Consider the following 23,677-nt stretch of genomic DNA (forward strand, 5'->3'; position numbering starts at 1 on the left):
AAAACAAAAATGCTTATTCTTTTAAAGAAGTGTTTTATCTTAAAATCGACCACGACCGCCTCCAGATTTACCTGCTTTTGCTGCCGCCCCTGCCGCACTTCTAACAGCGTTACCGGCAGCTCCTGAGATTTGTGAAGTGGCACTTTTTACTGCATTGCCACTCGCTCTTGCACCATTGGAAAGCATTGTAAAAATCTGTCCTCCTGAAGAGACACCAGCGTTAAAGTATGGTCCGCCAGAGGCCAGCGCTGTTGCAATACCAGGAAGCGCACGGAAGATAATAACTCCTATGATCGAAATGACGATGACAGGGGGAAAAAGAACATAAATTGATTCATATGAAACTTTGAGAACCTGTAGGATAACTTGACATATAATGGTTCCAAGCATGATTACGAGAACTTGTAAAATGGTAAAATTGATCAAAGTTGTAATCCATGCATCGGAGTATTTTCGCGTTGCATTGAACAAATACAAACTAATGAATAGAGGCCCAAGACCTATAATCATGACGAGTGCAACTTGTGCAAACATTTGCACAATAAAACCACCTATACAAAAAAGAATAACCGCGAGAAGCATGATAGAACCAAGAAGACCCACAATGATCTTTTCAAAAAACCAAGCATTGTATAAGACTTCTTGATAACGTGAACTTGCCTTTAACAAAATATAATCAAAAACATTGGAGCTTGCAGGATTACTGTTAAGCGCATTCCCAATAGCATTGGATAAATCATTGAAGAAAATATCCTTGACATAAGTATTAAATGTATCCGCATTCGTTGCCATTGTTGTAACAACAACGATTTTAACAACATTATTGAGAAGACTATGCATGGAAAGCGCAACGCGACCTGTCATAACATTATAGCCATAAAGAAAGATAAAAATGATTGCGGCGAGATTTAAGGGCGCTGAAATAGCAGAAGATAGCCCACTCACCGTTGTGTCCATCACATTATCGAGGGGTTTTAAAATATACCCAGAAACGCTTTCAAAGGGAGAAAAACTAAAGTCTGACATCTGTACGCGCACTTTCAAGTTTTTCTTTTAATTGTTTTTCTTTTTCTTTTAACTGTTTTTCAATATGTTTATGCTTTTGTTGTTCCTTTTCTTCACGCAATTCGTCTTTTGTTTTCGTATCTCTTGCTTGAATCATATCAAGAGACTGAAGTTTTAAAGAATTCACTTGAAGATCGGCTTGAAGAAGAGAAAGTTTTATTTGAAGCTCTTGTTGAAGGGCTTGCAATTCTTCAGGCTTAGTGTCTTTTTTTGATTGAATATTTTCAAATTGATGATTTATTTCTTTGATTTTATTTGCAGTGTCAGTTGCTGTTTTATAAATAGTTTCAGCTGTTTCTGATTTTGCAGCATTTAATTTTTGTGTGTTCTCGAGTGCTTGTTTATAATATTCATCTACATCGGGTGTCGTTTGTGATATTGCATGAGAAATAAAAGAAAAAGATAACAGTGTAACTAAGCCATATTTTTTCATTGATTTTTTCTCCTTTGATAAAATATGGGCAGCCATTTGTCAGGGTCAGCTCCATATTCGTTGATAATTTCATTCATGAGTTCAATGTTTTTTGTTGTGCCGCTTAAAACGGCGATCTCATCATTCATTCCACGTAAGTTAAGTTCTGCAACGACGGAACTTTGTCCTTGTTTGATGAGAAAACGACGGGATTCTCTGCTTAACTCTGACTGTATCAGTTCAAATTCACGCTCAGTAAGTTTGAAAGCTTCGACATAATCATTGTAATTTGCTTTTTGATTTGGAAAAAATATTTGGGTGGGGCATTGCTCAATAATTGTGTGTGCGATTGTTGAGTTCAAAGCATCTTTAGGGCTTTGTGTTGCAAAGAGCATCATGCCATTTTGTTTACGGATTGTTTTTAGCCGATCTTGCGCAAAAGCTTTGAATGAATCATCTTCTAAAGCTTTCCAGAATTCATCAATGACGATAATGATACGTCGCCCATCAATCAAATCAAGAATGCGGTGAAAAAGATACATCATTAAGGGGCGCCGAATTTCTTCATTATCTAAGAAATCGGTCATGTCATATCCAATGAACTGCGCATTTAAATTGAGATCATCTTGGTCATTATCAAAAACCCATCCTAAATCATTGCCTCTAATCCAGCGTTGCAGCCGTATGGCAATTCCTTCTTTGGATGTGTTGTCAAAAAACAGTTGAAGGGCACCAAGAGAGCGCTGGGTTGGGGGTAAGTTTTCCAAGGAATCAATGGCTTTGGCGATATCTTGTCGCTCTTCTTCTGTTACGATTTGCCCTTCAGCGGTCACCAGCTTTAAGATCCAATTACGAAGAAAGATTTTATTTTTTTCGGTGTATTCCATGCCCTTTAAGGGAGCAATACCCGTGGGCTGCCCATTTTTTAAAGGTTTGTATTTCCCTCCTCCAGCCCGTACAAAAATCTCTGCTCCTTGATCTTTATCAAAAAAAACCATTGTTGGATTGTGTTTTTGTAATTGTGCAAGAAGAAAATTAACAATCACTGTTTTACCAGATCCTGATGGACCACAAACAAATGTGTTTCCAAGATCGCCATAATGAAAATTAAAATAGTAAGGTGAACCAGCCTGTGTTTTTAGCAATGCGACAGCAGCTCCCCAAACATTATCGTTCAGTTTGCCAACAGGGAAAGAATGGAAGGGCGATAAAGCGGCAAAATTTCTGCTGGTAATGGCGCCTGAACGCGCACGATAGCTAAAGTTTCCAGGAAGCTGTGCCCACCATGCTGCTTCCAATCCTAAATCTTCTCTGGCAATCACGGCTCCTCCATTGGTTAAATGGGAACGTGCTTTTGATAAGTTTTCAGACAATATTTTAGGATGATCAGCAAAAACAGCTAAAGAAATGTGGTGTTCTCCCAAAACAAAACGGTTTGATTCTAAATCATCTAGCGCTTCATCCAGTGCATCGATTTGTGAGCTAGCACGGTCAGCTGCATTGATCATTTGATTTTGTTTGCGGCTCATAATCGCACTGGCGGCTGCCTTACTTTTAAAGACAAAGGATTGTGTTAAGATGAATTCAAATGGCACCGTAAGCAGACCATCAGTCATACCTGGGCGTGTTTTAGAAGGATACTCTTTCCATCCAAACATGCCCACAAAGCGTTCATTGCTTTCATGGCGAATTTCGATAATTTCTTTCCCAAAAATAACACGATCCGAGTAAATTGTTGAAGCAATAGTTCCAAATGTGAGAGGAATACGCTCACGTCTTCCCCCTACTAGCTGGTGGAGAAATTCACTTTGTTCGGCAAATAAAAGTCCTTCATGTTCATAGATGGATAGCAGACGGACTTCATACTCTTCCAAACCTTGCATAAGATCTTGACTTAACTCTTCGAGTTTACGAATAGCTTCCTCGTCGGGCTCAGATTGTGTTTTCTTGGCTTTGCTCAAGCGCTGAAAAAATGAAACCAGCTTTTCTGTTTTATCCGCGGCCGGATTCCAAAGCAGTGAAATAAATAGATCATTTCTATACAGTTCTTGCGAAACCATTTTCTTTTTATATTTTTCATCTAATGTTGTTGCAAAAGATGAAAGAAAATGACCCTCTGGGTATATCGTTTCACGGCGGCGGATGATGTGAGAATATAAAGCAAGCCGCTCATCTGCGATATTTTTTAAAAGGGTGTTTAATTGGTTGTGTAAAGAATTTAATTGATCAATATCCGCAGTGTCGAAATTTATACCTTCAACAGCCATCACAACCATTAAACAGCGTGAATTTAAAGCAACGACATGTTGGTTGATGTAGCGTATATAGGGAATATATTCTTCAGGCAAAGTTTCCCGTTTCATTATTGACATCTGTTTCACCAGTTTCGTTCCTTCAGCTTAGTTCCTTATACGTGCGGATAAGGCGTAAAGGGGAGGTAGAACCTCCTCCCCATCTGTTGAGGTTTTTTTGTTTTCCTCGGGTATTGAGCCATGCAAATAATACGCGAAATTGATTGTGATCGTACTTTGTCACTTCTCGCAAAATAAAGTGCATCCCAATACCAAGACCAAACATGGTAAAATCACTGGTCAAAATGAAAAGAATGGATGTCGCCATGACATTGATCGCCATCGCTTCCATTGTAACACCAGCAAACATGGCTGGGCGCGTACAGGCAAGGAAAAGAGTATCTTCGTTCATTTATGTTGTGCCCGCTAATTTACCGACGAGAGTGGGGGCACCAAAAACAATAGCAATCCCCAGAACACAGTAAGCTGCTTTGCGTAAATCAATAAAGCCGTACATCCAACCAATCCCCACAGCAGCAACACATATAATAGCAATGAGTCTTGCCGTTGGACCCGTCATCATTGCGACAATGTTGCCTAAAACACCATCTAGCTTCCCGAAACCACCTCCACCAGCAGTAGAAGCAGCATAAGAAGGATCTGATACAAGCAATGCTGTAAAAAGCAGCATGGTCACGATAAAAATGATGTTTTGGAATCTATTATCTGTCATTTTACCTCTCTTTAACAAATAATATTTGTTCATATGTCGACATTCCATTGCCTCTAACAAACAGGAGAGTGTTGTCATTTGATGACAGTTTAATTCTTCTCATTTGTTTGTTTTAAAAGCCTTGATCGTGGATCTGTTCACTCTCAAGCTCTTCTTCGTAAAGAGACAGAAGTCTTTTCAAATTGAGATTGTGTTATATGAAAATGGCAATTTTAAGTTGTGTATATTGGTAAAAATAACAATATTAAAATAATGAAAGAAAGAATATCATTCTTTACAAAATGTAGTTAATCTGCAACACTTATATTTGGATTTTTTCTTTAAAAACAAGGGGATTGCTGATCAATAATCTGACATGATAGGAAAAAAACGAATTTTTTGAGCGAGCGTGTTAAGAGATGCTATTTAAATTGATTGTTATTATTTACATTATGGGGGCTACGGTGTGGGGATTAAGCCAATATAAAGATAAAATGGATTTCAGCATTCTTAAAACATTTGAGACGCAAGATATCCAAGATATTGTCGATCTCTATCGAGAAGAAAAAAAGTTGGGTAGATCTATCACCAAACAGCAATTAGAAAAAAATGAACCAGCTCTCGATTTGCAGAAGAGTGTTTCATTAAATGATGTTGCAAATAATGCTGTTGTTTTTCATGGTAAGGCTTCTGTTACAAGTGGGGTTACATTTAAATTACTGACGCCTGCTGCACAATCTTGGCGCTCACATATCTCCCGTGATATTCATCTTTATGGTGTTGACACATGTGCACCCCGTCAAAAAGCAAGATTAAATGATCAAGAATGGCCCTGTGGTGCGGTTACAACGGCTTGGCTTGTCACCAAAACACTTGGGCAGGATTTATCCTGTAAACAGGCTTTGATGCACAATGGTGTTTATTATGCGCAATGTTTTGTTCAAGGGGTTGATTTAGCTGAGGAAGGTCTTAAAGAAGGTATGTTGGTACTCTCAAAAGAGGGGAAAAATCCTATTCCAGCCCAGTATCATCATGCGGAAGAAAAAGCACGTGGCAATAAGATTGGTCTTTGGTCGAGTGATTTCACTGAACCTTTAAAATGGCGGCGAGATAATGGATCCTATAACCCCTTTGCTAGTCCATGATTGGTTTTAACGAACATATTTACTTAAATTTTTATAGAGAAAACTTTATCAATAAAATTGTACCAAATCGTAGAGCAAATTTGAATAAACGGTGAGATTATTTTCGTTTAGGAAGTAAATGGATGGTACTTTCCTTTTCAAGGGAGGGTTGCTTTCAAAATCGCTTCTCTATTTTTACTTATGTGTTTTATAAAAGCGGGAAAATGTCATTGTTGGTGGCAAAGCATTTTTGAGTATTTGTGTTTGAAGGAGAAAGTGAGGCGATAAAAAACGCTCAAGAAACGGATTTCTAGAGCGGTGTTGATAAAAGTAAAAAATAAACAGACCCAAAAATGGTGTAACGTTTGATATAACGGATAAAATCTTTCACAATGCCTTAAAAGAATTCATAGCAAAAGTTTTTTCATCAGAATTTTGTCTTCAGGATTGGATCACGTTTTTTACTTCTTTAAAAGTGATCAATCTGTTGCATTCCTTGAAAAGCTTTCATAATTATCTGCTTTTAAATTCAGACTTTCAAATGATGGATGGATTTCAAATAGACTCTATACGAAGAAATCTTCGTAAAATGATTTGCATTGCTGATTGTTTTCTATATATCACAAAACGTTTCTATTTAGGCCTCGATGGAGGAACAATAATCAACATACAAATAGGTAAAAAGAGTTCATACTTTTTTGTTATGGCTGCATAGTCCATTGATCGTGAGATTTAAGTATTATAATGCTCATAGGCTTTCTATAGGGCTAGGGGCGATGCCTATTGCAATGTAACTATTTGAAATCAGTTGAACAAAAGCATTAATGCGCCTTCTGATTTCATCGTTTGTATTCAGTTTGGGCTCTTTCCCTTCTTATTGTATTTTATGACAAACTCATACGATGGCTATTGTGAGCTCTTCTTGCGTCACTTTACTCAGAGTGTTCACTTTGAAAGCAAGCAAGTGGATAGTGAGGCTGTATTCTCATACAGTGTGAAAATTCAACCCTCATTTGGGGGGATAATATTAACAGATAAGGTATTTAAAGAGGAGTAAAATGAAAAAAATTATTTATTATGCATGACTCTATTATTCGTCTTGGGGTGTGAAAAAACTATAGCCTAGAAGATTTTAAAAAAGATGCAAAATTAAGAGAAGAATGGGGAACGAAGTGTTTTCTTTCAGGACAATTTGTTAAGGAATCTAAAAATTGTCAAAATGTCTTACAAGCAGATACTGAAATGTTTTTCTCGCCAAAGCTTGATGCTCTAGACCGTGGTCATGTATTTTAATAAATATATATTACTCAACAGTAAAGTGTGATATAAAAATTCTAAAATAAAGAAGTTACGGCTTAACGAATGCTCGCTTCTTCAATTGTTATAGCGGAATTTTTTTATCATTTTTCATCTTTCAGATGAGCTCCCCAAATCATATTCGCAATCCTATTGTTTGTTTCAACTTTATCAGATTGAGGATTATAATCATGAGAGAACTGGATAGCATTGTCTTATAGAAATATCTCTCAAGGTATCCAAGCCTATTTTGCGACGCTGTTCGTAAAGGGTATAAGGGTAAATCCATTGAGCCCCCCATCTTTACGCTTCATAACGGAGTAAGCCTTGCACCATCACACAGTTTGTCAGCTTGTGGGTGTTGCTTACAGCTCTTGGTAATTGAGACGGTTCGTTTGAGGCATTTTTAATTCTTACTTAATAGTTTTTATCCATACGCCTCTTCCCACTTGTAACCTGCAAGAGATATAGTTTTGGTTGATTCAACATGGAACAAGTCTGAAATGAAAGAATCTTACGATATTCTGGATTCTCATTCAACATGTAAAATAATAAATTGTCTTTATAAATCAATGTTTTGCCTTATGATAGAGTTGGTGTAGCATTGAGATTTTAGAGGGAAAATATGCCTTTAAGACTCTATAACAGATACTAAGTCTTTAATAGCAGGTATATTAAATGTACATCATTTAAAATAAATAGAGCGTCCATAGCGAAAAGGGGGCCACTCTTTAAATACAGATAAATACTTATTCTGTTGTGCTGTAAAACGCTATTGTTTGCGGGTGTGGTGATATAAGACATAAAACTTTATACATGGGGTGTTTTGATAAGAGAGTGTGATGAATATTCAAGGGAGGGCTTGTTTATATAATTTTGTGAAAGGAACCATATGAAATGGGAAGCTGAGAAGGAGCTATTTTTGAAAAGGCGGATCGTTTATCAATTGGTTTGAGGAGGGGGGCATCCTTTTGGGGTGTGGGGAGAAAGACAAGAATAGGGTGTGTAGCACTTTATAGCTATGCTTTAAAGCGTTTTAATTTTGATCACAAATTAAGTTTAAAATCGCTTTCTGCTTGACAGATGTGAGGACTCTAAAACTTTTTAAAAGCAAATATTCCTCTTTGCTCGAGGCGATTTCATCATAATGGTACGGGGCGTTGTCTTTTTTGATGATATCAGTGTAAAAAAAAGGCAAGTGGAACATTCAAAATATCGGAAATTTCCTTTAAACGTTCTGCGCTCACGCGATTTAAGCCTTTTTCATACTTTTGGATTTGTTGAAAAGTGACACCTAAATGATGCCCTAATGTTTTTTGAGACATTTTTAGCACTTTTCGCCTAAAGCGAATTTTTTTGCCTACAAAAAGATCAATATTAAGATTTTGAGCTTGCATTTTCCCCCTCCAGGTGCGAGCGCCCTCGCATTGGTATTCCGAGAGCTTGAAAACACTGAACCCTAGTCAGCATTTTGCTTTTAGTGCTTGGAGCACCTGGACATAGCAAAATCTCCCAGAATTCCGAGATACCCACATAGTGGGTTTATTTTTACGCTAGGGTTTCGGGTTTTCAAGACCCCTTTTGATCGTTGCGTATGCGATCAAAACATTTTTCGATTCATAAAGTAATTTTAGGAGATTGGCAATAAAAATAGTTTTTCTTGAGACGGATAGATTTTTTTAAATAGGAGGTTGTTTGCCTTTCAAAGTTTTAAGGTTTGCTTACTCAACTCATGATATCAGATATGCATTTTACGAAGGTAAAACTTGGTTTTTAAGCTCAAGGCACCGCTTACGGTATTGCTCTTAACCAATAACCAAAATGGCTTGTTTTGATGCGTCTGAGATATCATGATGATAGGGGAAAGCTTTTATGAGTAAAGAGCCCTCATGCAAAATAAACTCAAAACATTATAGATCTTATTGTTGTACATTTACATGTTTGTTTTAGAAGATATTTCTCAATGTTAGCGCCTATTTTACAATGATGCTTCGTAAAGTATGTAGCGTAAAAGCCTCTATGAATGGGATAAAAGCTATATTGCTATCTTTACTGAAAAAAAGATGCTCGGACGGCACATACTCTCTGCCAGTTCAAAATATTACGACAGTTTTTGCCTTGAAAGGGAGCATAAGAGCTATTTTTTCTTTCTTCACGTGTTTTTATCTGTACGCTCTCTGCTTATAATGTGTAAGCGAAAAGGTTTTGATTGATTCAATATAAACAAATTTGAAATAAGAAAATATATTGGGCTTTCTCATGATGCATGTTTTTAAGAGGGGGATACGTTTATTTTCTCAGTGAAGAATTTGAGTATTTTAGATAAAAAACTCTATCAACGTCGTTGTTGTTAGAATTAAAATTTTTATGAGAAAAATGAGCATTGGGGAATGATAAGCTTTTGCTATCAAGCATTTTAGAATTTTGCACAACTTAATGATAACTTAGTTATTTTATCATTTCTTATGATCTCTATAGACGATAAAAAGTTGGGATATGGTTTGAGAAAGCAGATGACACAAGTATTATCTTTCGGTAAGTAGTTTTGAAGTAAAAGACAGCTTTAAATGACAAATAGAGATAGGTGCTCCATGAATGAACTTACCCATATTGAGACTATTATAGCGCATTATGATGCTGTTTTTTGTGATGTGTGGGGTGTTGTGCATAACGGTGTACATGCATTTGAACCAGCGTTGAAGGCGTTGTATAAAATCCGACAAATGGGAAAAACTGTCATTTTATTAACTAATTCTCCTCGGCTACGGGAAGATGTTGCTGCTCAATTACAAAGCATGAATGTTCATAGCGACTATTATGATGCCATTATCACTTCAGGGGATGTAACGCGCGATCTCATTCAGACTGCTCCACGTAAAGTTTTTTTCATTGGTTCACAACGTGATTTGGTGCTGTTTGAAGGGTTAGAGTGTGAATTTGTTGAAGAATGGGAGGCTTCTGTTGTCGTCTGTAGCGGTTTTCTTGAAGATTTTGACGAAGAACCCTCTGCTTATGAGGAGATGTTTCGTCGCATGCGGTCGCGGAATTTACCTTTTATTTGTGCGAACCCAGATGTGATTGTCCATTATGGAAATAAAGAATTTTGGTGCGCTGGTGCATTGGCTCGTCTTTATCAACAATTAGGGGGGGAAGTGCGCATTGCTGGAAAACCTCACGCGCCTATTTATGAATGTGCCTTTGAAAAACTTCAAAAAATACGGGGAACAGTAGAAAAAAGTCAAGTTTTAGCTATTGGTGATGGTCTTTTAACGGATATTAAGGGGGCGGCTCACTTTGGTCTTGATGCCCTTTATATTATGGGGGGGATTCATCATTATGATTATACGCAAAAGGGTGTGGTTGATAAGCAAGCTTTGCATTCTTTTCTTGAACATCATGGTTATAAACCACAAGCAATCATGTGGGCACTTCAGTAATGACTAAATTTTTGCGTCTTCAGGGAATTCATATATTTCCCTCGGCTTGGCGGGGAGCAGTGTTGGCACTTGGAAATTTTGATGGTGTTCATTGTGGGCATCAGGTGGTGTTGCAAAAAGCACTTGATTTCGCGCGTATAAAAAAGAAACCAGCTGTTGTTTTAACTTTTGAACCCCATCCAAGAAGTTTTTTTCAACATTCAGCTCCTGTCTATCGTTTGACAGAGGCAGCTGAAAAAGCTGAAATTTTTAAAACCCTTGGTTTTGACGGCGTGATTGAACAGCCCTTTGATGCACAGTTTGCCGCTCTTTCAGCGGACGAATTTATTAAGTCGTTTTTAAAGGAAGTTTTTGATGTTTCAGTTGTGGTGACAGGCGAAAATTTTCAATTTGGTCATCAGAAAAGTGGAAATGTACATCTTCTTTGCCAAAGGGGAGAGAAATATGGATTTGAGGTTGTGCAAGTTCCTTGCGTTGCTCGTCCTCAAGAGTCACAATCTTTGATCATTTCCTCGAGTTTTATTCGGCAACTTCTCTTACAAGGGGAAGTGGACAAAGCAGCCCATTTGTTAGGGTATCACTATCGGATACGCTCCAATATTATTCAAGGTGAAAAACTTGGACGTCTTTTGGGATTTCCTACCGCTAATCAAATGTTGCCTCCCCAAGTTCGTTTGGCTCATGGTGTTTATGCGGTACGTTTGCGTCGTGCGAACGGTGTTTTGTATGATGGTGTTGCAAGCTTTGGTTGTCGTCCAACGGTTGTTAAGGATGGGGCGCCCCTTTTGGAAACCTATTTGTTTGACTTTAACGACGACCTTTATGGGGAAAGCTGTACCGTTTCTTTTTTCCAGTTTTTGCGAGGACAAGAAAAATTTGATGGACTTGAACCTTTGATTGCGCAAATGCATCGTGATGAAAAGAAAGCAAAAGAAATTTTAAAGACAGTACAACCATTATCAAAGTTGGATAGGCTGCTTACTTTTAAAAATATGTCCTAAACTGATCTGAAAAAGAGAGAAGAGCCGTAAAAATAGCACTTAAAGTGATTATAATCACAAAGATATATTCCAAAACATCGTGGAATATATGTTTTTTCCGTTGTTGAGAGGGAGAATCGAATATCTGAAGATCTGATTTTGGCATCATTTTTTTCAAAGTTAACTTTATGGTTTTTGTTGTCATTCAAAACTTTACTGCTTGTTTCTTTCTGATCCGTTAAAACTCATCATAAAAGATGCAGTAAAGAATAAGCACCCAGCCTATTTAGCAATAATAGACGTGAAGAGGGAGAAAGGCTGTTTTTAAAATTTCTTGCGATTTTAAGCTTATAGTTTGATAAAATTTAATTGATGACTTTTTTTATTTTAAAAGTTTATTGTTTCTTCTTTCTAATTTGTTTTATTATATCATTTATGCCGTATCATCGTTTATGATGAGAGTTGGTTTGTGTAACCTTACGCATGTGATATTTTGTATTATGTGATGAATATTTTTAAAAAAGGTTTGTTTGTCAAGTCTCGTGAAGAAGATCAGTGGTTAGCAGCAGTTTTCGTGCTAACCAATCACGTAAAAGAGAATGAAGCTGCTGGAAGATGCTTTAACTCTCCTTTCTCTTGTATATTGTGATGGGGAATGCATATTAAGGAGACTGCGAGTGATTGCAGATAAAAAGAAATCATTGCGAGAAGCAGGTGTATTTGTTTCAAAATTTCTAATGCTTTTGATGGATAAAGGCACAATTTTGTTGTCGTAATACGTCAATCTTTTAGATTCTCAAGCTAAGAAATATCCATATATTTCCTTTGTCCTTCACAAATGTAAAGCCTATAATGCAAAGAAAAGGCAGTCTTGTAAGGATATGAAAACGCAAAGCCAATAATGTTTTGTTGTTTTTTGATAGAAGTATTGGATAAAAGTTAGAACATCTTTCCAATCTATGTTCGGTCTATTCATGACTTTATGGTGTTGTTTTTCTCATAAAACTTTTTCTTTAGTGTTCCTCAATGCGAGCAGTATGTTTGAGATAAAGATTAAGGCGCTTTAATGCTCTCTCTACTGTTACAGCTTTTGTATGCTAGATGAGGAGAGCCCTATTGCATTATCCATTTGCGTATTCTCTGAAATCAATCTGCAGCCTTATTGGGGAAAATATGAAGTTATCAAGGGAAAAATCAGTCCAGATGACTGTCTTTTTTAAATTCGGCTTTGCTACTTTCAAAAGCGTCCAGAGCAATATCTCTTAAATCATGAAAATAACAGTTTCAGGCTTTTGTTGTTCTTTGAATAGGATATCAGATCTCACAGGTAAAATAAAATGCTGGAATATCCTTGTTTTGCTAATTTATGCACTTCTTTTAAAGAAATATCTCTCAACGCTTCTCATATTTATTTTCATGATGGCTCTCATGAATGGTATCATGCATGTTTCGTTGAGCGCTATCGTCTTTATGCCTAATAAAAGAGCAATCCGACACCATCAGTTATATTGACAAGCTTTCAGTTTTGTACAGCTTTCGCTATTTGAGAGCGTTTATGAGAGTTTTTTCTTAACTCGTTTTATTTCACATGAACACTTCCTGCTTGTGACATGTAAGAAACACGCTTTTGATTAATTCACTATAAATAGATTTAAAATGAGAAAATCTTACGGTATTAGGATTTCTCACTCAACGTGCAAAATAATTAATTGTTATAAATCAATATATTATAATTAATTATAGATTATGGCTTACGGCTTTTTTTATAAAATACTCTGCATGCCTTTTATCCGGAATATGGGGTTTTCTTAGTGGTTTTACTGTCGTTTTAAGTGTCTGTGGCGTACGAATGAGCTCGTATTGGTAAAGGGAGAGAAAAAGAAGGTGGAGCAGCGATAAAAGGTGGGGTAAAAATAAATTTTCTTGATCATCATATGAATTTTCATGCATTTTTATGGCTTCGGGTGTGCATGCTTGTTGTATATTGAGGAGCAAAGCTTGCTCGTAGAGTTTTATGAAATGTGAAGCCTGAGTGGAAAGGTGCAAGACAAAGATTATTGACAGATTGTTTTTTACAAATCGATGTGTATTTAAGAATCTTCGTCTTTTAAGGTGCGGAGGAAGTGTGCGAACCCTCTGTTTAAAGACGCGCTAAACGATAAAGATGCAGCGAGCGTGCTCCGTGATGACAATAGGCAAGAAGAGGCAGAGAGGCTGTTTTTAAAATTGTTTGCATGGCTTCAACAGCTGACTTTTCTATAGTTGGAGGAGAAATGGGAATGTGATAGGCTTTTATGCCATATTCATTTGCGACCGTTTTAATGCTAGAAAAGTCAGGTTGATGGAGCTCTTCGTGATCGGGGCGGTTACAGATAATTGTTTTAAAACCAGCTTGTGCCAATGTTTTGATATTTTCTATGCTAATTTGGGCGCTGATAAAAATATCAGGTTCAATTTGTTGTAAATTCATTTTTATTTATTCCCAATTGCACGATCTTCACGATACCCTCTGGTCTAGTATATAGAAAGAACATAATGAAGGTAAGTTTTTCAGTGGCATCTTAACAAAAATATTCTTTTTGTCGAGAAGATCTATTTGGGAAAAATGAGCTGTAAGATGCAAAATATCTCATTCCGCAACATGTTCGTTATGCGATTTATAAAAGACGGATGTTTGGTCTTTATGGATAATCTATAGTGTTTACTCAGCATAGACATTTCATTGTGTTGCTTGTTTACGCGCTTGCTAGAGGTATCCTTACTTTTCTTAAGCCCATTTTACTCTGTCGAGAGTCAAAGAGTATAAAATTCATGGATCACCACCCTTTTTACACTTATGAAGAAGGAAGTCGGCACCATTATTATATTTGCTAACCCCCAATATTGTAATAGTTCTTGGTACTTGAGATTCTGCATAAGAAGCATTTTAAATCCTTTCTTGTACAGTTTTTACTCACACGCCAGCCTTGCTTGTATGTACAAGAGATATGATTTTGATTAATTTAATATAAGAGGCATGAAATGAGAGAATCTTCCTGATTTCAGCTCTCTCATTCAACGTACAAAACAATGAATGCTTCTTATAGTTTGTTGTATATTCAGAGTGGAGCTTGTTTGTAGAGTTGCATTAAGTGGATTGCATGAAGGGAGAAGCCCAAAAGGCAGGCGCAAAATAAGAAGCTGGATCATTTACAGAGCATTGTTTACAGATCGACATGGATTTAAGAATCTTCGTTTTAGGGTGGAGGAAGAAGAGCATGCCTCTTTTAAATTTATTTTGTTATTTTCAAGAACATCATCTTCATAATGTTTTGCTCATGCTAAAAGAATATTATAAAGACAAAATTGCGGACTATTGTTATTTATCCTAAAAATGGGAAAAATGGTTATTTTGCACGTATTGGATGCTTGTTTCTTTTATTACTTTCTGTATAATCGTAAAAACGATAATGCTGAAAGGCGTAATAAATGATCATTGGACTTTTGAATCAAAAGGGAGGTGTCGGAAAAACGACGTTGAGTGTTAATCTTGCGGCCAGTTTTGCGCGTACCGGTGCACGGGTATTGCTTATTGATGTTGATCCACAGGGGAGCGCATTGGATTGGGCTGCTGCGCGTGAAGATGCACCTTTGTTTTCGGTTATTGGTTTACCGCGTGCAACGGTTCACAAAGAGATTACACAGATTGGTCATGGTTATGATCATATTATTATCGATGGTCCTCCGCGTGTAACTGATCTTGCTCGTAGTGCTCTTATGGCTTCGGATTTGGTGCTTATACCTGTTTTGCCTAGTCCCTATGATATTTGGGCAGCGGATGGAATTGTAAAGCTGATTGACGAAGCACGTGTTTATAAAGAAAATCTCAAATCTGCTTTTGTTATTAATCGTAAAATCGTCAATACAGCGATAGGGCGTGATGTGAACGAAGCTCTTGGCATATACCCCGTGCATGTTCTTTCTTCTAGCGTTGCGCAGCGCGTGATTTTTGCAGAAGCAGCAGCACAGGGGAAGGCGGTTTATGAAGTTGATAAGCAAGGACCAGCAGCAGCAGAGATTGAAGCGGTTGCAGCGGAAATCAAGGAGTTAGCGCGATGAATAAAAAAATTAAAATCGGCACAAAACCAACGAATAAATCAATTCCTTTAACAGCGGATGCATGGGTAGGAAGCCACAAAGGGAGCATAAGTGGAGGGATGAAGCGCCTCACGATTGATATACCAGAAAGTTTGCATCGGTTGATTAAGGTCAGTTGTGCAAGTCGTGGAACTAAAATAGCTGATGAGGTCCGCGAATTGCTTTCACAAAAATACGGAAAAGTGTAAAAAATGATACGATAATTTCGTTGGTTTGAGTGCTTTTTCTAGAGATGATATCGATTGTTTTTATACGAAGTTAATAATAAAAGCGCTCTTCTTTTTTCACGATAGTTGCTTCATTTAAGTTGTTTTTCATAAGGTTCTGTATCATCGCATGAAAGAGCTATGAGTTTGCGAAAAATTCTCCATTTCAAATTTTTCCCTATAAATGTGATAATCATCATACTACTTGTCATCTTATATCTCTAGATGAATAGATAAGTTTATTCTTCCATAAAAATTATCTTGATAATGATTTTAAACATCAGGTTATTTTTGTTTATTTTACTTAATACATAGGTAAATAATATAATTAAGAGTAGCGTTGATTATTTTTTTCTGTTATGCAGCAATCCATTTTATTAAATTATATTCATGTTTATAAAGGGGGGATAAAAATAAGTAAAATTTACTGATATTGACGCGCTATAAGTTATTCCTAATAAACAAAAGAAGTCATTGAGTATACTATAGACAATATTTCTTACATTTATATGATTTTATAGTCTTAAATAGTTAATGCCAGTCGTAATGATATGCAAGACAATAGGCTTTTTTCTTTAATTGGAATGTATAAGATTGCTTGTTTAGCATTTCTATTGGCTTTTAAAAAGTGCAGGGGGGACTTAAAGCTTTCTTTCTTTTCCGGTGGTTTAGAAATGATAAGAGTGCAATTAGTTGACTAAAAGCTGTATTCTTTCGTTTGCAGAGAATTTGCAATGGGTATAGGCATAACGAATTTTGGGTAAGATATTCGTACTGTTTCTCGTTACCAAGAGGTTCTTGAAGGAAAAGAAATGATTAAAAAGCTTTTTGAGAATGTCAAGATATCAGAATTTTTACTGAAGTTTTAACACTTCAAATACAAAGAGCTGCCGTGCAGATAATGTTACAAATGCAAGTCTGATAAATGAAAGAGGCTCTTATGATTTAACATGTTTGCGTTGGAAGTGTACGTATTTGCAAAGGAAAATTAGACGCAAGGTCACAATATAGGAGGGGATGTGAACCCAAAGATATTGTTAATAAAATATAAAACAAAGAGAGGGGTTAAATCATGAACAAGATCATTATAACAGCGCTACTGCTTTGCGTGGGACTTGCTGTTACTGGTTGTGAAAAAACTTATAGTGTAACGGAATTTAAGAAAGATCCCAAATTACTCAATCAGTGGTTAGAGAAATGTTTTATTGCAGGAAGTTTTGATTCAAAAAATTGTAAAAACGCAGAACAAGCTGAATTAGAAACTCGTAAAAAATGGGGAATTTTTGGCTCTGGAAAGGACGACCAAGAAAAAACTGAAGATAAAAAGGAAGGGAATTAAATTATGAATAAAGTCATTATTACAGCATTGCTGCTTTGTACTGGACTTGCTGTTACTGGTTGTGAAAAAACTTATAGTGTAAAAGAATTTAAAACAAATGAAAAATTATACGAGGAATGGGCAAAGAAATGTGAGAACGATGATTCACCGCTCAAATCCTCTCAAAATTGTAAAAACCTTCGACAAGCATATGTAGAACTTTTTTTAAGGCCCTAAATTGTGTCCTAAACTTTGTAAATTTGAAAAAGGGGAATTTATTGATGAATAAAGCCATTATTACAGCATTGCTGGTTTGTACTGGACTTGTCGTTGCTGGTTGTGAAAAAACTTATAGCGTAGCGGAATTTAAGAAGGATCCCAAATTACTCGAGCAATGGGCAATGAAATGCATGATATCAGAGGATTTAGATTCTCAAAATTGTAAAAATGCAGATAAAGCGTATCGTGAAGTTCATGCCCGAGATTGGCCTGGTTCAAGCTTTGTACATGATGACGAGAAAAAAACTGAAGATAAAAAGGAAGGGAATTAAATCATGAATAAAGTTATTATTACAGCATTGCTGCTTTGTACTGGACTTGTCGTTGCTGGTTGCGAAAAAAACTACAGCGTAGCGGAATTTAAGAAAGATAAAATATTACTCGAAGAGTGGGCAAAAAAATGTGAAAAGCTGGATCAATCTTCTATAGAGAAATCTAAAAATTGCCAACATGCCAGACAAGCATATATGGAACTTATGTTTGGCATTAATTAAAAACATACAGTTCAATAAATAAGGAATTGTTTAGTTCTTGATTCTATTGCGTTTTTAGGCTCTCTCTAACTTTTAGAGAGTCTTTTTATGGCTTCAAGAATTAGTTGTTTACGATCAGTACTCTTTGTGTAAACGTATGCTATACTGTCATTTGTTCAGCCCAAAAGTGCTTTTAATTGTAGATAGTATTGCCTCCCAATGAGTTGTTACGTGTTACTGCTAATTTTTTAATGTTTTGGTTACATGTATTTAAAATATGAGATTAAATCTATCTTTGGGGTGTTTTTTTGCGTTTATCACAAATAAATGTTTCATCACACTAAGATCGTCTTTAAGTGTTGCGGCTAATTTCGGAAAAATTAGGAGGAAACATTTGTTTGGAAATTACGTTCTCTGTTTTAATAAAGAGAAAAACATTCTGAATAGAATTATTATCGTTTCATACTCAAATGTTTTTCTCAAACTATTTTTAAAAAATTTCTTTTGATTTGAGAATATTATAACATTAGTTAAGTTGTGAGACAGTTTTGCTAGGACGGTTTTGCTGGATGTGTGAGGAATTGAGCGCTCTCCACATCTTTTCATTTTTCTCCTCTCTTTTCTGAGTTTGCAAGGTTTTTCCTTGTTATTTTTTTATCTTAATTGTGTCGTGATATTATCATGTTGAGCGGTGGAGCGCATATAAAACTTTACGTATGAGGTGTTTTTTGTTCTCGAGTGTGTGATGAATGTTTTTCTGAATAACACTTTGATTTATAAAAATAATTTAATTATTTTATACTGAATAAGGATCTCGAATAACGTAAGCTTCTCTTATTCCAAATCTGTTCTCGGTTGAATTAATTAAAACCATCTTCTTGCATGGTACAAGCGGGGAGAGCCGTGTGGATAAAAACTGTTGAAGAAAGACGTAAAAATGCCTCTTATGAATTATCTCAAGTGCTAAAGGTTTGTTGGCAACATTTGGGGCTGGAAAAGTGTGTGATGCTGCTGGTTTATTCTCTCATAAGGGTAAAGATGGTGTTCAATAGATTATCATAAGCTTCATGAAATATTATTCTTTAGAATTGTGATATGCCCTGAAGGGGAAATTTACTCAATAAAGAGACAAATTATTTACAGATCATATCTGATAGAAAATTTCGTTTTTTAAGGTGGGAGTGAAGTTGAGATTCAAGATAGCGTGAAAAGACGGACACTGATGGTTAAAAATGCATACAAAAAGCAGAGTTTATACTCAAATAGTTGCAAGCGATGTTTGAAATTGGGTGTGTGGTTTATCTGTAGAATTAAAATTTTGCTTTGCTCTTATGTGAAATTAAGATGCTCATTTGCACAGATTATAAAAAGCCAAAAGAGTATGCTTAGTATATTTCTATTACGAGAACTAAAATAACAACAAAAGCATTGATGGTGATAATCAAGGTTGAATAAAGCATAGCGGCTTTTACGAGATCAGCCATAAAAACCTCTTTCTGTTCTTTTTGAGGTGATTTTATGAATAACAATATGTTACAATCTGTAATATATGCTGATACAACATATTCGGCAAGCTTAAAATCGTTCCTTTTTTTATAAAAGCTTAAGGAGTTGGAGTATTGTGAATCCTAAAAAAGAAAGCTTTAAAAGGACTATTGATTGATTTTGTAAGTTTTGTGTTGCTGGAAACTTTTTTTATCCTGTTATGCTATAAAGCACTGTCATTTATAACGGTAATATAAGACATATAAGTTTTCTTGGAACGTTTAAGTATTTTTTAGTGTACGATGAATATTCGTAGGTTTATTTGTTGAGTCTTTCGTTTAAGTGAAGCAGATGAGGGGAAAGTCAGGAGAAGATCGTTTGACAAAAATTCGGACTGCGTACAGAGCCGATTGAGTTAAGATCTTAGTCCTTTAAGGTGAGCGGCGGAAGATAAAAATGTTTTCTGATCGTTTATCTCATAGCAAGATTGGTTAATGCTGCTTTAATGGGGCATGTTTTGCACAAAAGTAAAGAACGCTCCAAACGAAATATACTTATGTTGTATATTAGTATATTTGTATTGCATATTTATGTACTTTTTTTAGAGAAATATCTCTCAACGCACACGAAAGACATTTTACGATGACACTCGTAAATAGTATAACGGTAAATGTGAATAGTATAACAGTAAAGCTCTCGTGAAATAATATAAACTTTGAATAATATAAAAATCTATAAAATGCTATCATCTTTATACTTATGAAAGAGCAAGTCACAATCATCGTACGCTTGCTTCCAATGTTTATTATAGTTCTTGGCATTTGCTAAGGTTCATAAGAGGACTTTTTCTTTCAGCGTATTTTATCAACACATCAGGGCGTTGTTTGTGATGTGCAAGCAAGTGATTTTAATTTATTCAACATGGAATAGATTTGAAATGTGATGATTATGAAAGAGAAGAGCCGCATTTAAAAGGTTGAAAACGAGAGAAAGATCGTAAACAAAAATTGTACCTTGATTATAAAATGATTGTTTCTCTGTTTTTATACTAGTAGCGCAGGTAAAGTCGCGATATTAAGAGCAAACTGTGCTATGGAATGAAATAATCTGTAAGAAGATGCTGTGAAAATTCTGAAAATATCAATGGGGGGAGCGTTAAGCATTATACATTGGATAATATTTTGATTTATAATGATAATCTATCGTTATTCAACTTGAATTAGAGCCCTGAATACTGGAAATTTTTTCATTCCAAATCTGTTTCGTGGTGAATTAACTAAAACAATGTCTTTTGCAGTTACAAGCAGGGAGCTCCTATGCGCAGAGAAATTGTACAAGAAAGGCATGCTTTTATGAACCGTCTCAAGTGTCAAGGGTATCAGAACATAAGAGGGTAGCAAAATATATGATGGTGCTGGCTTGCTTCTTTTATTAAGCGTAAAGATGGAAAATGCTCAATGGATTTTATACATGTCATGGGAGATTTATCATTATACCATTCATGCATTCATGGGCCGCGGCGCGAAATAGGCTTGGGTGCACTTAAGAGATGTTTCTTTAAAACAAGCGCGTGAATATGCGATTGAAGACGTATCGAACTGATTGGCTAAGAAACTCTTGAAAAGGTTCAAAAAATCTTATATAGTTGTTCATTGCAAAGAAAAGCGAATGATAATTTAAAAAAGGAAGATTGATGGCTGTTTAGCTATTTTAAGATGTCTTTTTATATTGCTGTGTGGCTGATCTGTTCAAAAGAGCATTCTTTTTGTGTTTTATGCGAAATACTGCATGTGTGCAGAAAGAGCATGGGAGAGGGGGTATCCTTTTGAATGGGTGCGAACTGGTCTTGTCTGGTGCCATCTTATGGGGCGCCAGAAGGTATACAGGTTTTAGTGCAGAGAGAGCCATAAGGTTATGGAGGGTAAAATGCTGCTATCGGTAAAATGCTGAAATTTTTAATGGGCTTAAGTCTTTAATATGCTGCAAGATAGGCTGCGGTTTTTTGTCGGCAGGTAGTTTTTGTGGCTGAAGTTCTCGTGAAAGCATTGTTATTTTCTGTTGAAGATGAGCTCGTGATAAAATCGGCAAGGCGAAATAGACAGAGCAAATATGGAAGTTTCGATATTGCTGTAAGGTTTAAGTTTATAGCGTTTTTATGGATTAGTATAGCCGCAATGATGGTTTTGGAGCAAAGCAAGAAAAATATTTGAGAGAACGCGTTGAAAGTTGAAGTGGTATACGCTTTGAAGGATTGTCGTGCTGTTGTTTGAGCAATGTTTGCACTACGAGCTTGGTTGAGTGTATCAGCATTGAAGAGAACCTGTTTAGTCTCCCTCATTTGAAAGTAAGATTGAACAATAGTGTTGAAGGGGAAGTAAAAATGTCTGTAGTGCAATATGGTGATGATAGTTTTGCGGCAAAAGCAAAAGTTCTTGATAACAACCTTATTGATCGTGATTGGGCGATGACAAAATTTGTTGCTGCTGTTAAAGGATTAGCTCAAGTTGTTGATTATGAAAGCAATATGCTAGAGAGTAGTGGTGTTCCAGATTACGAAGAAATAAATTTGCGTAAAATACGTGGTTTGCGTGATCTTAATAAATCCATGAGTGATGTGAAGCGCTATATGAATCAAGATATTGAGCATGAGGTTGAAAGTTTGTTGTCTGATTTACAAGAAAAATTACAGCGTAATAGTGAATTACTTCAAACACATTTAAATGCAGTTAATGATCTTTCTAGAGCTATACAACTATCTGGACGTGCAAAAGAAATAGAGGAATGATCAAATCTGCTTAATACGGGCTGTTCTAAGTCATGACAATGATTAGGTAGGGCAGTTGATTTGGATAAATAGTGCGTTTAGTGAGTAGACGTGTTTTAAGTGCATTTTGGTATTTAAATTATTATCCTGATGTACTGTAAAACGCTGTTCTTAAAACAATGTCTTTTAAGGTGTCGTGATGTGAACCGCATGCGGTGAGAAGCTGGCTAGAAGAGAATTCAGAGAAGGCGGATTATTTACAGAGCATTGTTTGCAGACTGAGTTAATAGGGAGAGCTTCACTTTTTAGTTTAGGGAAGGCGATTAAGAGAATATTTAGACCAGCCTGTGATGCCTTAAAAACAGCTTCCTTGGGGGTGTGGTAATGTAAGGTTTATATATTGAGTCTTTTGCTTGCATTTAGCAGATCTGGCGGCGACTTACTCTTCCGTGCCTTAAGGCAAAGTACTATCAGCGCTGGAGTGTTTCACGGCCGAGTTCGGGATGGGATCGGGTGCGTTCACTCCGCCATAACTATCAAGTCAGCAAAAAGCATGAATGATGAAGAGTATGTGATGAATATTGCCTATAAGCTTCATGGAATATTGTCCTTTAAAGTGTGGTGATATGACGCGGTTCGTTGTTTAAATCTATATGCTTGAGATAAAAATTAAAGCGGTTTATTATTTCCTTCTGCTGTTTTTAGTTTTTGTATGTCAGATTGGAGAGAGCATCCAGATCTGAGTGGATATAGTGCGTATATCTTTGTTGGCGTAATATTTGAAATGGGGAGGCAATCTCATTGGGAAAGAATAAAGGGGTAGAAATCAGCTTCCCTCTGTACCGCCGTTCTTTAATTTAGCTTTATGTCTTTCAAAAGTATCTAAAGCACTATCTGTTAAATAATGAAGATTCCGCATTGTTTCACGCTTTTTTTATTGTGTTTTTTACTGCGGGCATGTCCTTCATGCACGACAAAATACTCAAAATAGAATGGATTTGTTATTCCTAATTCACGTCCTTGTTTTAAAGAGATATCTAAGCTCTCAAGTCTATTTCGTGATGGTGTTTGTGGGGCGCAACGACATCTTTGATGCAACGGTGCTTGTGAATGGTATAATAAGAAAGTTCCCATGGAAATAATATAAAATCTATAGGGTGCGACCATCTTTATGCTTAATAAAAGAGCAAGTTGATATTGTTATATTTTTCAACACTGTCATATTCTTTGTTTGATCCCAATGTTGCTCCAGCCCTTGGCACTTGAGATAGTTCATTAGAGGCATTTTTAATCCTTTCTTAATAGTTTTTTATCCCTATGGCTCTTCCCCCTTGTCACTTGTAAGAGATATGGTTTTGGTTGATTCAACATGGAACAGGTCTAAAATGAAAGAATCTGACGATATTCTGGATTCTCATTTAACATGGAAAACAATTAATTGTCTTTATAAATCAATATCTTGTCTTATAATGGAGCTGCTGTAGCATTGAGATTTTAGAGGAAAAACATGCCTTTAAGAATTTAAACCAGATGCTAGTCTTTATAGCAGGTATATTAAATGTACATCATCTAAAATAAATGGAGCGTCCACAGCGAAGAAGGGGCTGATTTTTTTTTAAAATCCGCATGAATGCTTATTCTGTTGTGCTGTAAAAACATCATCGCTTGAGGTGTGGTGATAATATAAGACATAAAATT

At 36.1% G+C, this 23,677-nt stretch carries 16 protein-coding genes, 1 rRNA gene and 2 pseudogenes; 11 read left to right on the plus strand and 8 right to left on the minus strand.

Going from position 1 to position 23,677, the window contains the following annotated elements:
• Nucleotides 1-39 precede the first annotated feature (39 nt).
• The 5 genes from ACFIMC_RS07760 to ACFIMC_RS07780 are packed head-to-tail and all read right to left on the minus strand — an operon-like array spanning nt 40 to nt 4,501.
• A complete protein-coding gene (locus ACFIMC_RS07760; protein ID WP_375610597.1) occupies nt 40-1,026 on the minus strand; it encodes a type IV secretion system protein in 987 nt (328 codons plus the stop codon).
• On the minus strand, nt 1,013-1,498 hold the full coding sequence (locus ACFIMC_RS07765) for a type IV secretion system protein VirB5 (RefSeq protein ID WP_375610596.1): 486 nt from the start codon (nt 1,496-1,498) through the stop codon (nt 1,013-1,015). The genes ACFIMC_RS07760 and ACFIMC_RS07765 overlap by 14 nt, the downstream gene beginning before the upstream one ends.
• The gene (locus ACFIMC_RS07770) at nt 1,495-3,849 is read right to left on the minus strand and encodes a VirB4 family type IV secretion/conjugal transfer ATPase (RefSeq protein ID WP_375610629.1); all 2,355 of its coding nucleotides are present in this window, start codon (nt 3,847-3,849) and stop codon (nt 1,495-1,497) included. Before ACFIMC_RS07770 ends, ACFIMC_RS07765 begins: the two co-directional genes overlap by 4 nt.
• 22 nt (nt 3,850-3,871) lie before the next feature.
• Entirely contained in the window at nt 3,872-4,180 is a 309-nt protein-coding gene (locus ACFIMC_RS07775; RefSeq protein WP_375610595.1) for a type IV secretion system protein VirB3, read from the minus strand.
• Nucleotides 4,181-4,501: a TrbC/VirB2 family protein gene (locus ACFIMC_RS07780; protein ID WP_375610628.1), complete on the minus strand. Its 321-nt coding sequence runs from the start codon at nt 4,499-4,501 to the stop codon at nt 4,181-4,183.
• A 398-nt stretch (nt 4,502-4,899) separates the two neighbouring features.
• Here ACFIMC_RS07780 and ACFIMC_RS07785 point away from each other — a divergent pair, with 398 nt between their 5' ends.
• Nucleotides 4,900-5,625, plus strand: a complete 726-nt coding sequence (locus ACFIMC_RS07785) for a hypothetical protein (protein WP_375638527.1) — start codon at nt 4,900-4,902, stop codon at nt 5,623-5,625.
• Between the two features lie 1,149 nt (nt 5,626-6,774).
• Nucleotides 6,775-6,897, plus strand: a pseudogene (locus ACFIMC_RS07790) (hypothetical protein); the annotation flags it as partial.
• A 1,039-nt stretch (nt 6,898-7,936) separates the two neighbouring features.
• Here ACFIMC_RS07790 and ACFIMC_RS07795 read toward each other — a convergent pair.
• Nucleotides 7,937-8,297, minus strand: a pseudogene (locus ACFIMC_RS07795) (helix-turn-helix domain-containing protein).
• A gap of 1,194 nt (nt 8,298-9,491) precedes the next feature.
• Here ACFIMC_RS07795 and ACFIMC_RS07800 point away from each other — a divergent pair.
• Together ACFIMC_RS07800 and ACFIMC_RS07805 are read left to right on the plus strand one after the other, a co-directional pair.
• Complete coding sequence (locus ACFIMC_RS07800) at nt 9,492-10,337, plus strand: TIGR01459 family HAD-type hydrolase (RefSeq protein WP_375612197.1); 846 nt, start codon at nt 9,492-9,494, stop codon at nt 10,335-10,337.
• Nucleotides 10,337-11,338 (plus strand): bifunctional riboflavin kinase/FAD synthetase, encoded by a 1,002-nt coding sequence (locus ACFIMC_RS07805; RefSeq protein WP_375672031.1) that lies wholly within the window; start codon nt 10,337-10,339, stop codon nt 11,336-11,338. Before ACFIMC_RS07800 ends, ACFIMC_RS07805 begins: the two co-directional genes overlap by 1 nt.
• Nucleotides 11,339-13,457: 2,119 nt before the next feature.
• Here ACFIMC_RS07805 and ACFIMC_RS07810 read toward each other — a convergent pair.
• Nucleotides 13,458-13,787 (minus strand): TIGR01244 family sulfur transferase, encoded by a 330-nt coding sequence (locus ACFIMC_RS07810; protein WP_375632881.1) that lies wholly within the window; start codon nt 13,785-13,787, stop codon nt 13,458-13,460.
• Between the two features lie 998 nt (nt 13,788-14,785).
• Here ACFIMC_RS07810 and parA point away from each other — a divergent pair.
• The 7 genes from parA to ACFIMC_RS07845 all read left to right on the plus strand — a co-directional run bounded on the left by parA (nt 14,786) and on the right by ACFIMC_RS07845 (nt 22,000).
• Entirely contained in the window at nt 14,786-15,415 is a 630-nt protein-coding gene (gene parA / locus ACFIMC_RS07815) for a ParA family partition ATPase (protein WP_273790968.1), read from the plus strand.
• Nucleotides 15,412-15,642 carry a plasmid partition protein ParG gene (locus ACFIMC_RS07820; protein ID WP_375672032.1) on the plus strand — a complete coding sequence of 77 codons (231 nt, stop codon included), beginning with the start codon at nt 15,412-15,414 and terminating at the stop codon, nt 15,640-15,642. Before parA ends, ACFIMC_RS07820 begins: the two co-directional genes overlap by 4 nt.
• Nucleotides 15,643-16,732: 1,090 nt before the next feature.
• Complete coding sequence (locus tag ACFIMC_RS07825; RefSeq protein WP_375672033.1) at nt 16,733-16,999, plus strand: EexN family lipoprotein; 267 nt, start codon at nt 16,733-16,735, stop codon at nt 16,997-16,999.
• A gap of 3 nt (nt 17,000-17,002) precedes the next feature.
• Nucleotides 17,003-17,215 (plus strand): EexN family lipoprotein, encoded by a 213-nt coding sequence (locus ACFIMC_RS07830; protein WP_375621543.1) that lies wholly within the window; start codon nt 17,003-17,005, stop codon nt 17,213-17,215.
• Between the two features lie 44 nt (nt 17,216-17,259).
• Nucleotides 17,260-17,529 carry an EexN family lipoprotein gene (locus tag ACFIMC_RS07835; protein WP_375638605.1) on the plus strand — a complete coding sequence of 90 codons (270 nt, stop codon included), beginning with the start codon at nt 17,260-17,262 and terminating at the stop codon, nt 17,527-17,529.
• A 3-nt stretch (nt 17,530-17,532) separates the two neighbouring features.
• Nucleotides 17,533-17,751 (plus strand): EexN family lipoprotein, encoded by a 219-nt coding sequence (locus ACFIMC_RS07840; RefSeq protein WP_375612202.1) that lies wholly within the window; start codon nt 17,533-17,535, stop codon nt 17,749-17,751.
• Between the two features lie 3,844 nt (nt 17,752-21,595).
• Entirely contained in the window at nt 21,596-22,000 is a 405-nt protein-coding gene (locus tag ACFIMC_RS07845) for a flagellar protein FlgN (RefSeq protein WP_273790974.1), read from the plus strand.
• Nucleotides 22,001-22,405: 405 nt separating this feature from the next.
• Here the strand turns inward: ACFIMC_RS07845 and rrf are convergent.
• Nucleotides 22,406-22,520: ribosomal RNA gene (rrf, locus tag ACFIMC_RS07850) — 5S ribosomal RNA — on the minus strand.
• Nucleotides 22,521-23,677: the final 1,157 nt, after the last annotated feature.

The sequence above is a fragment of the Bartonella sp. AP21QHHD genome, assembly GCF_042196205.1.
GTDB lineage: Bacteria > Pseudomonadota > Alphaproteobacteria > Rhizobiales > Rhizobiaceae > Bartonella.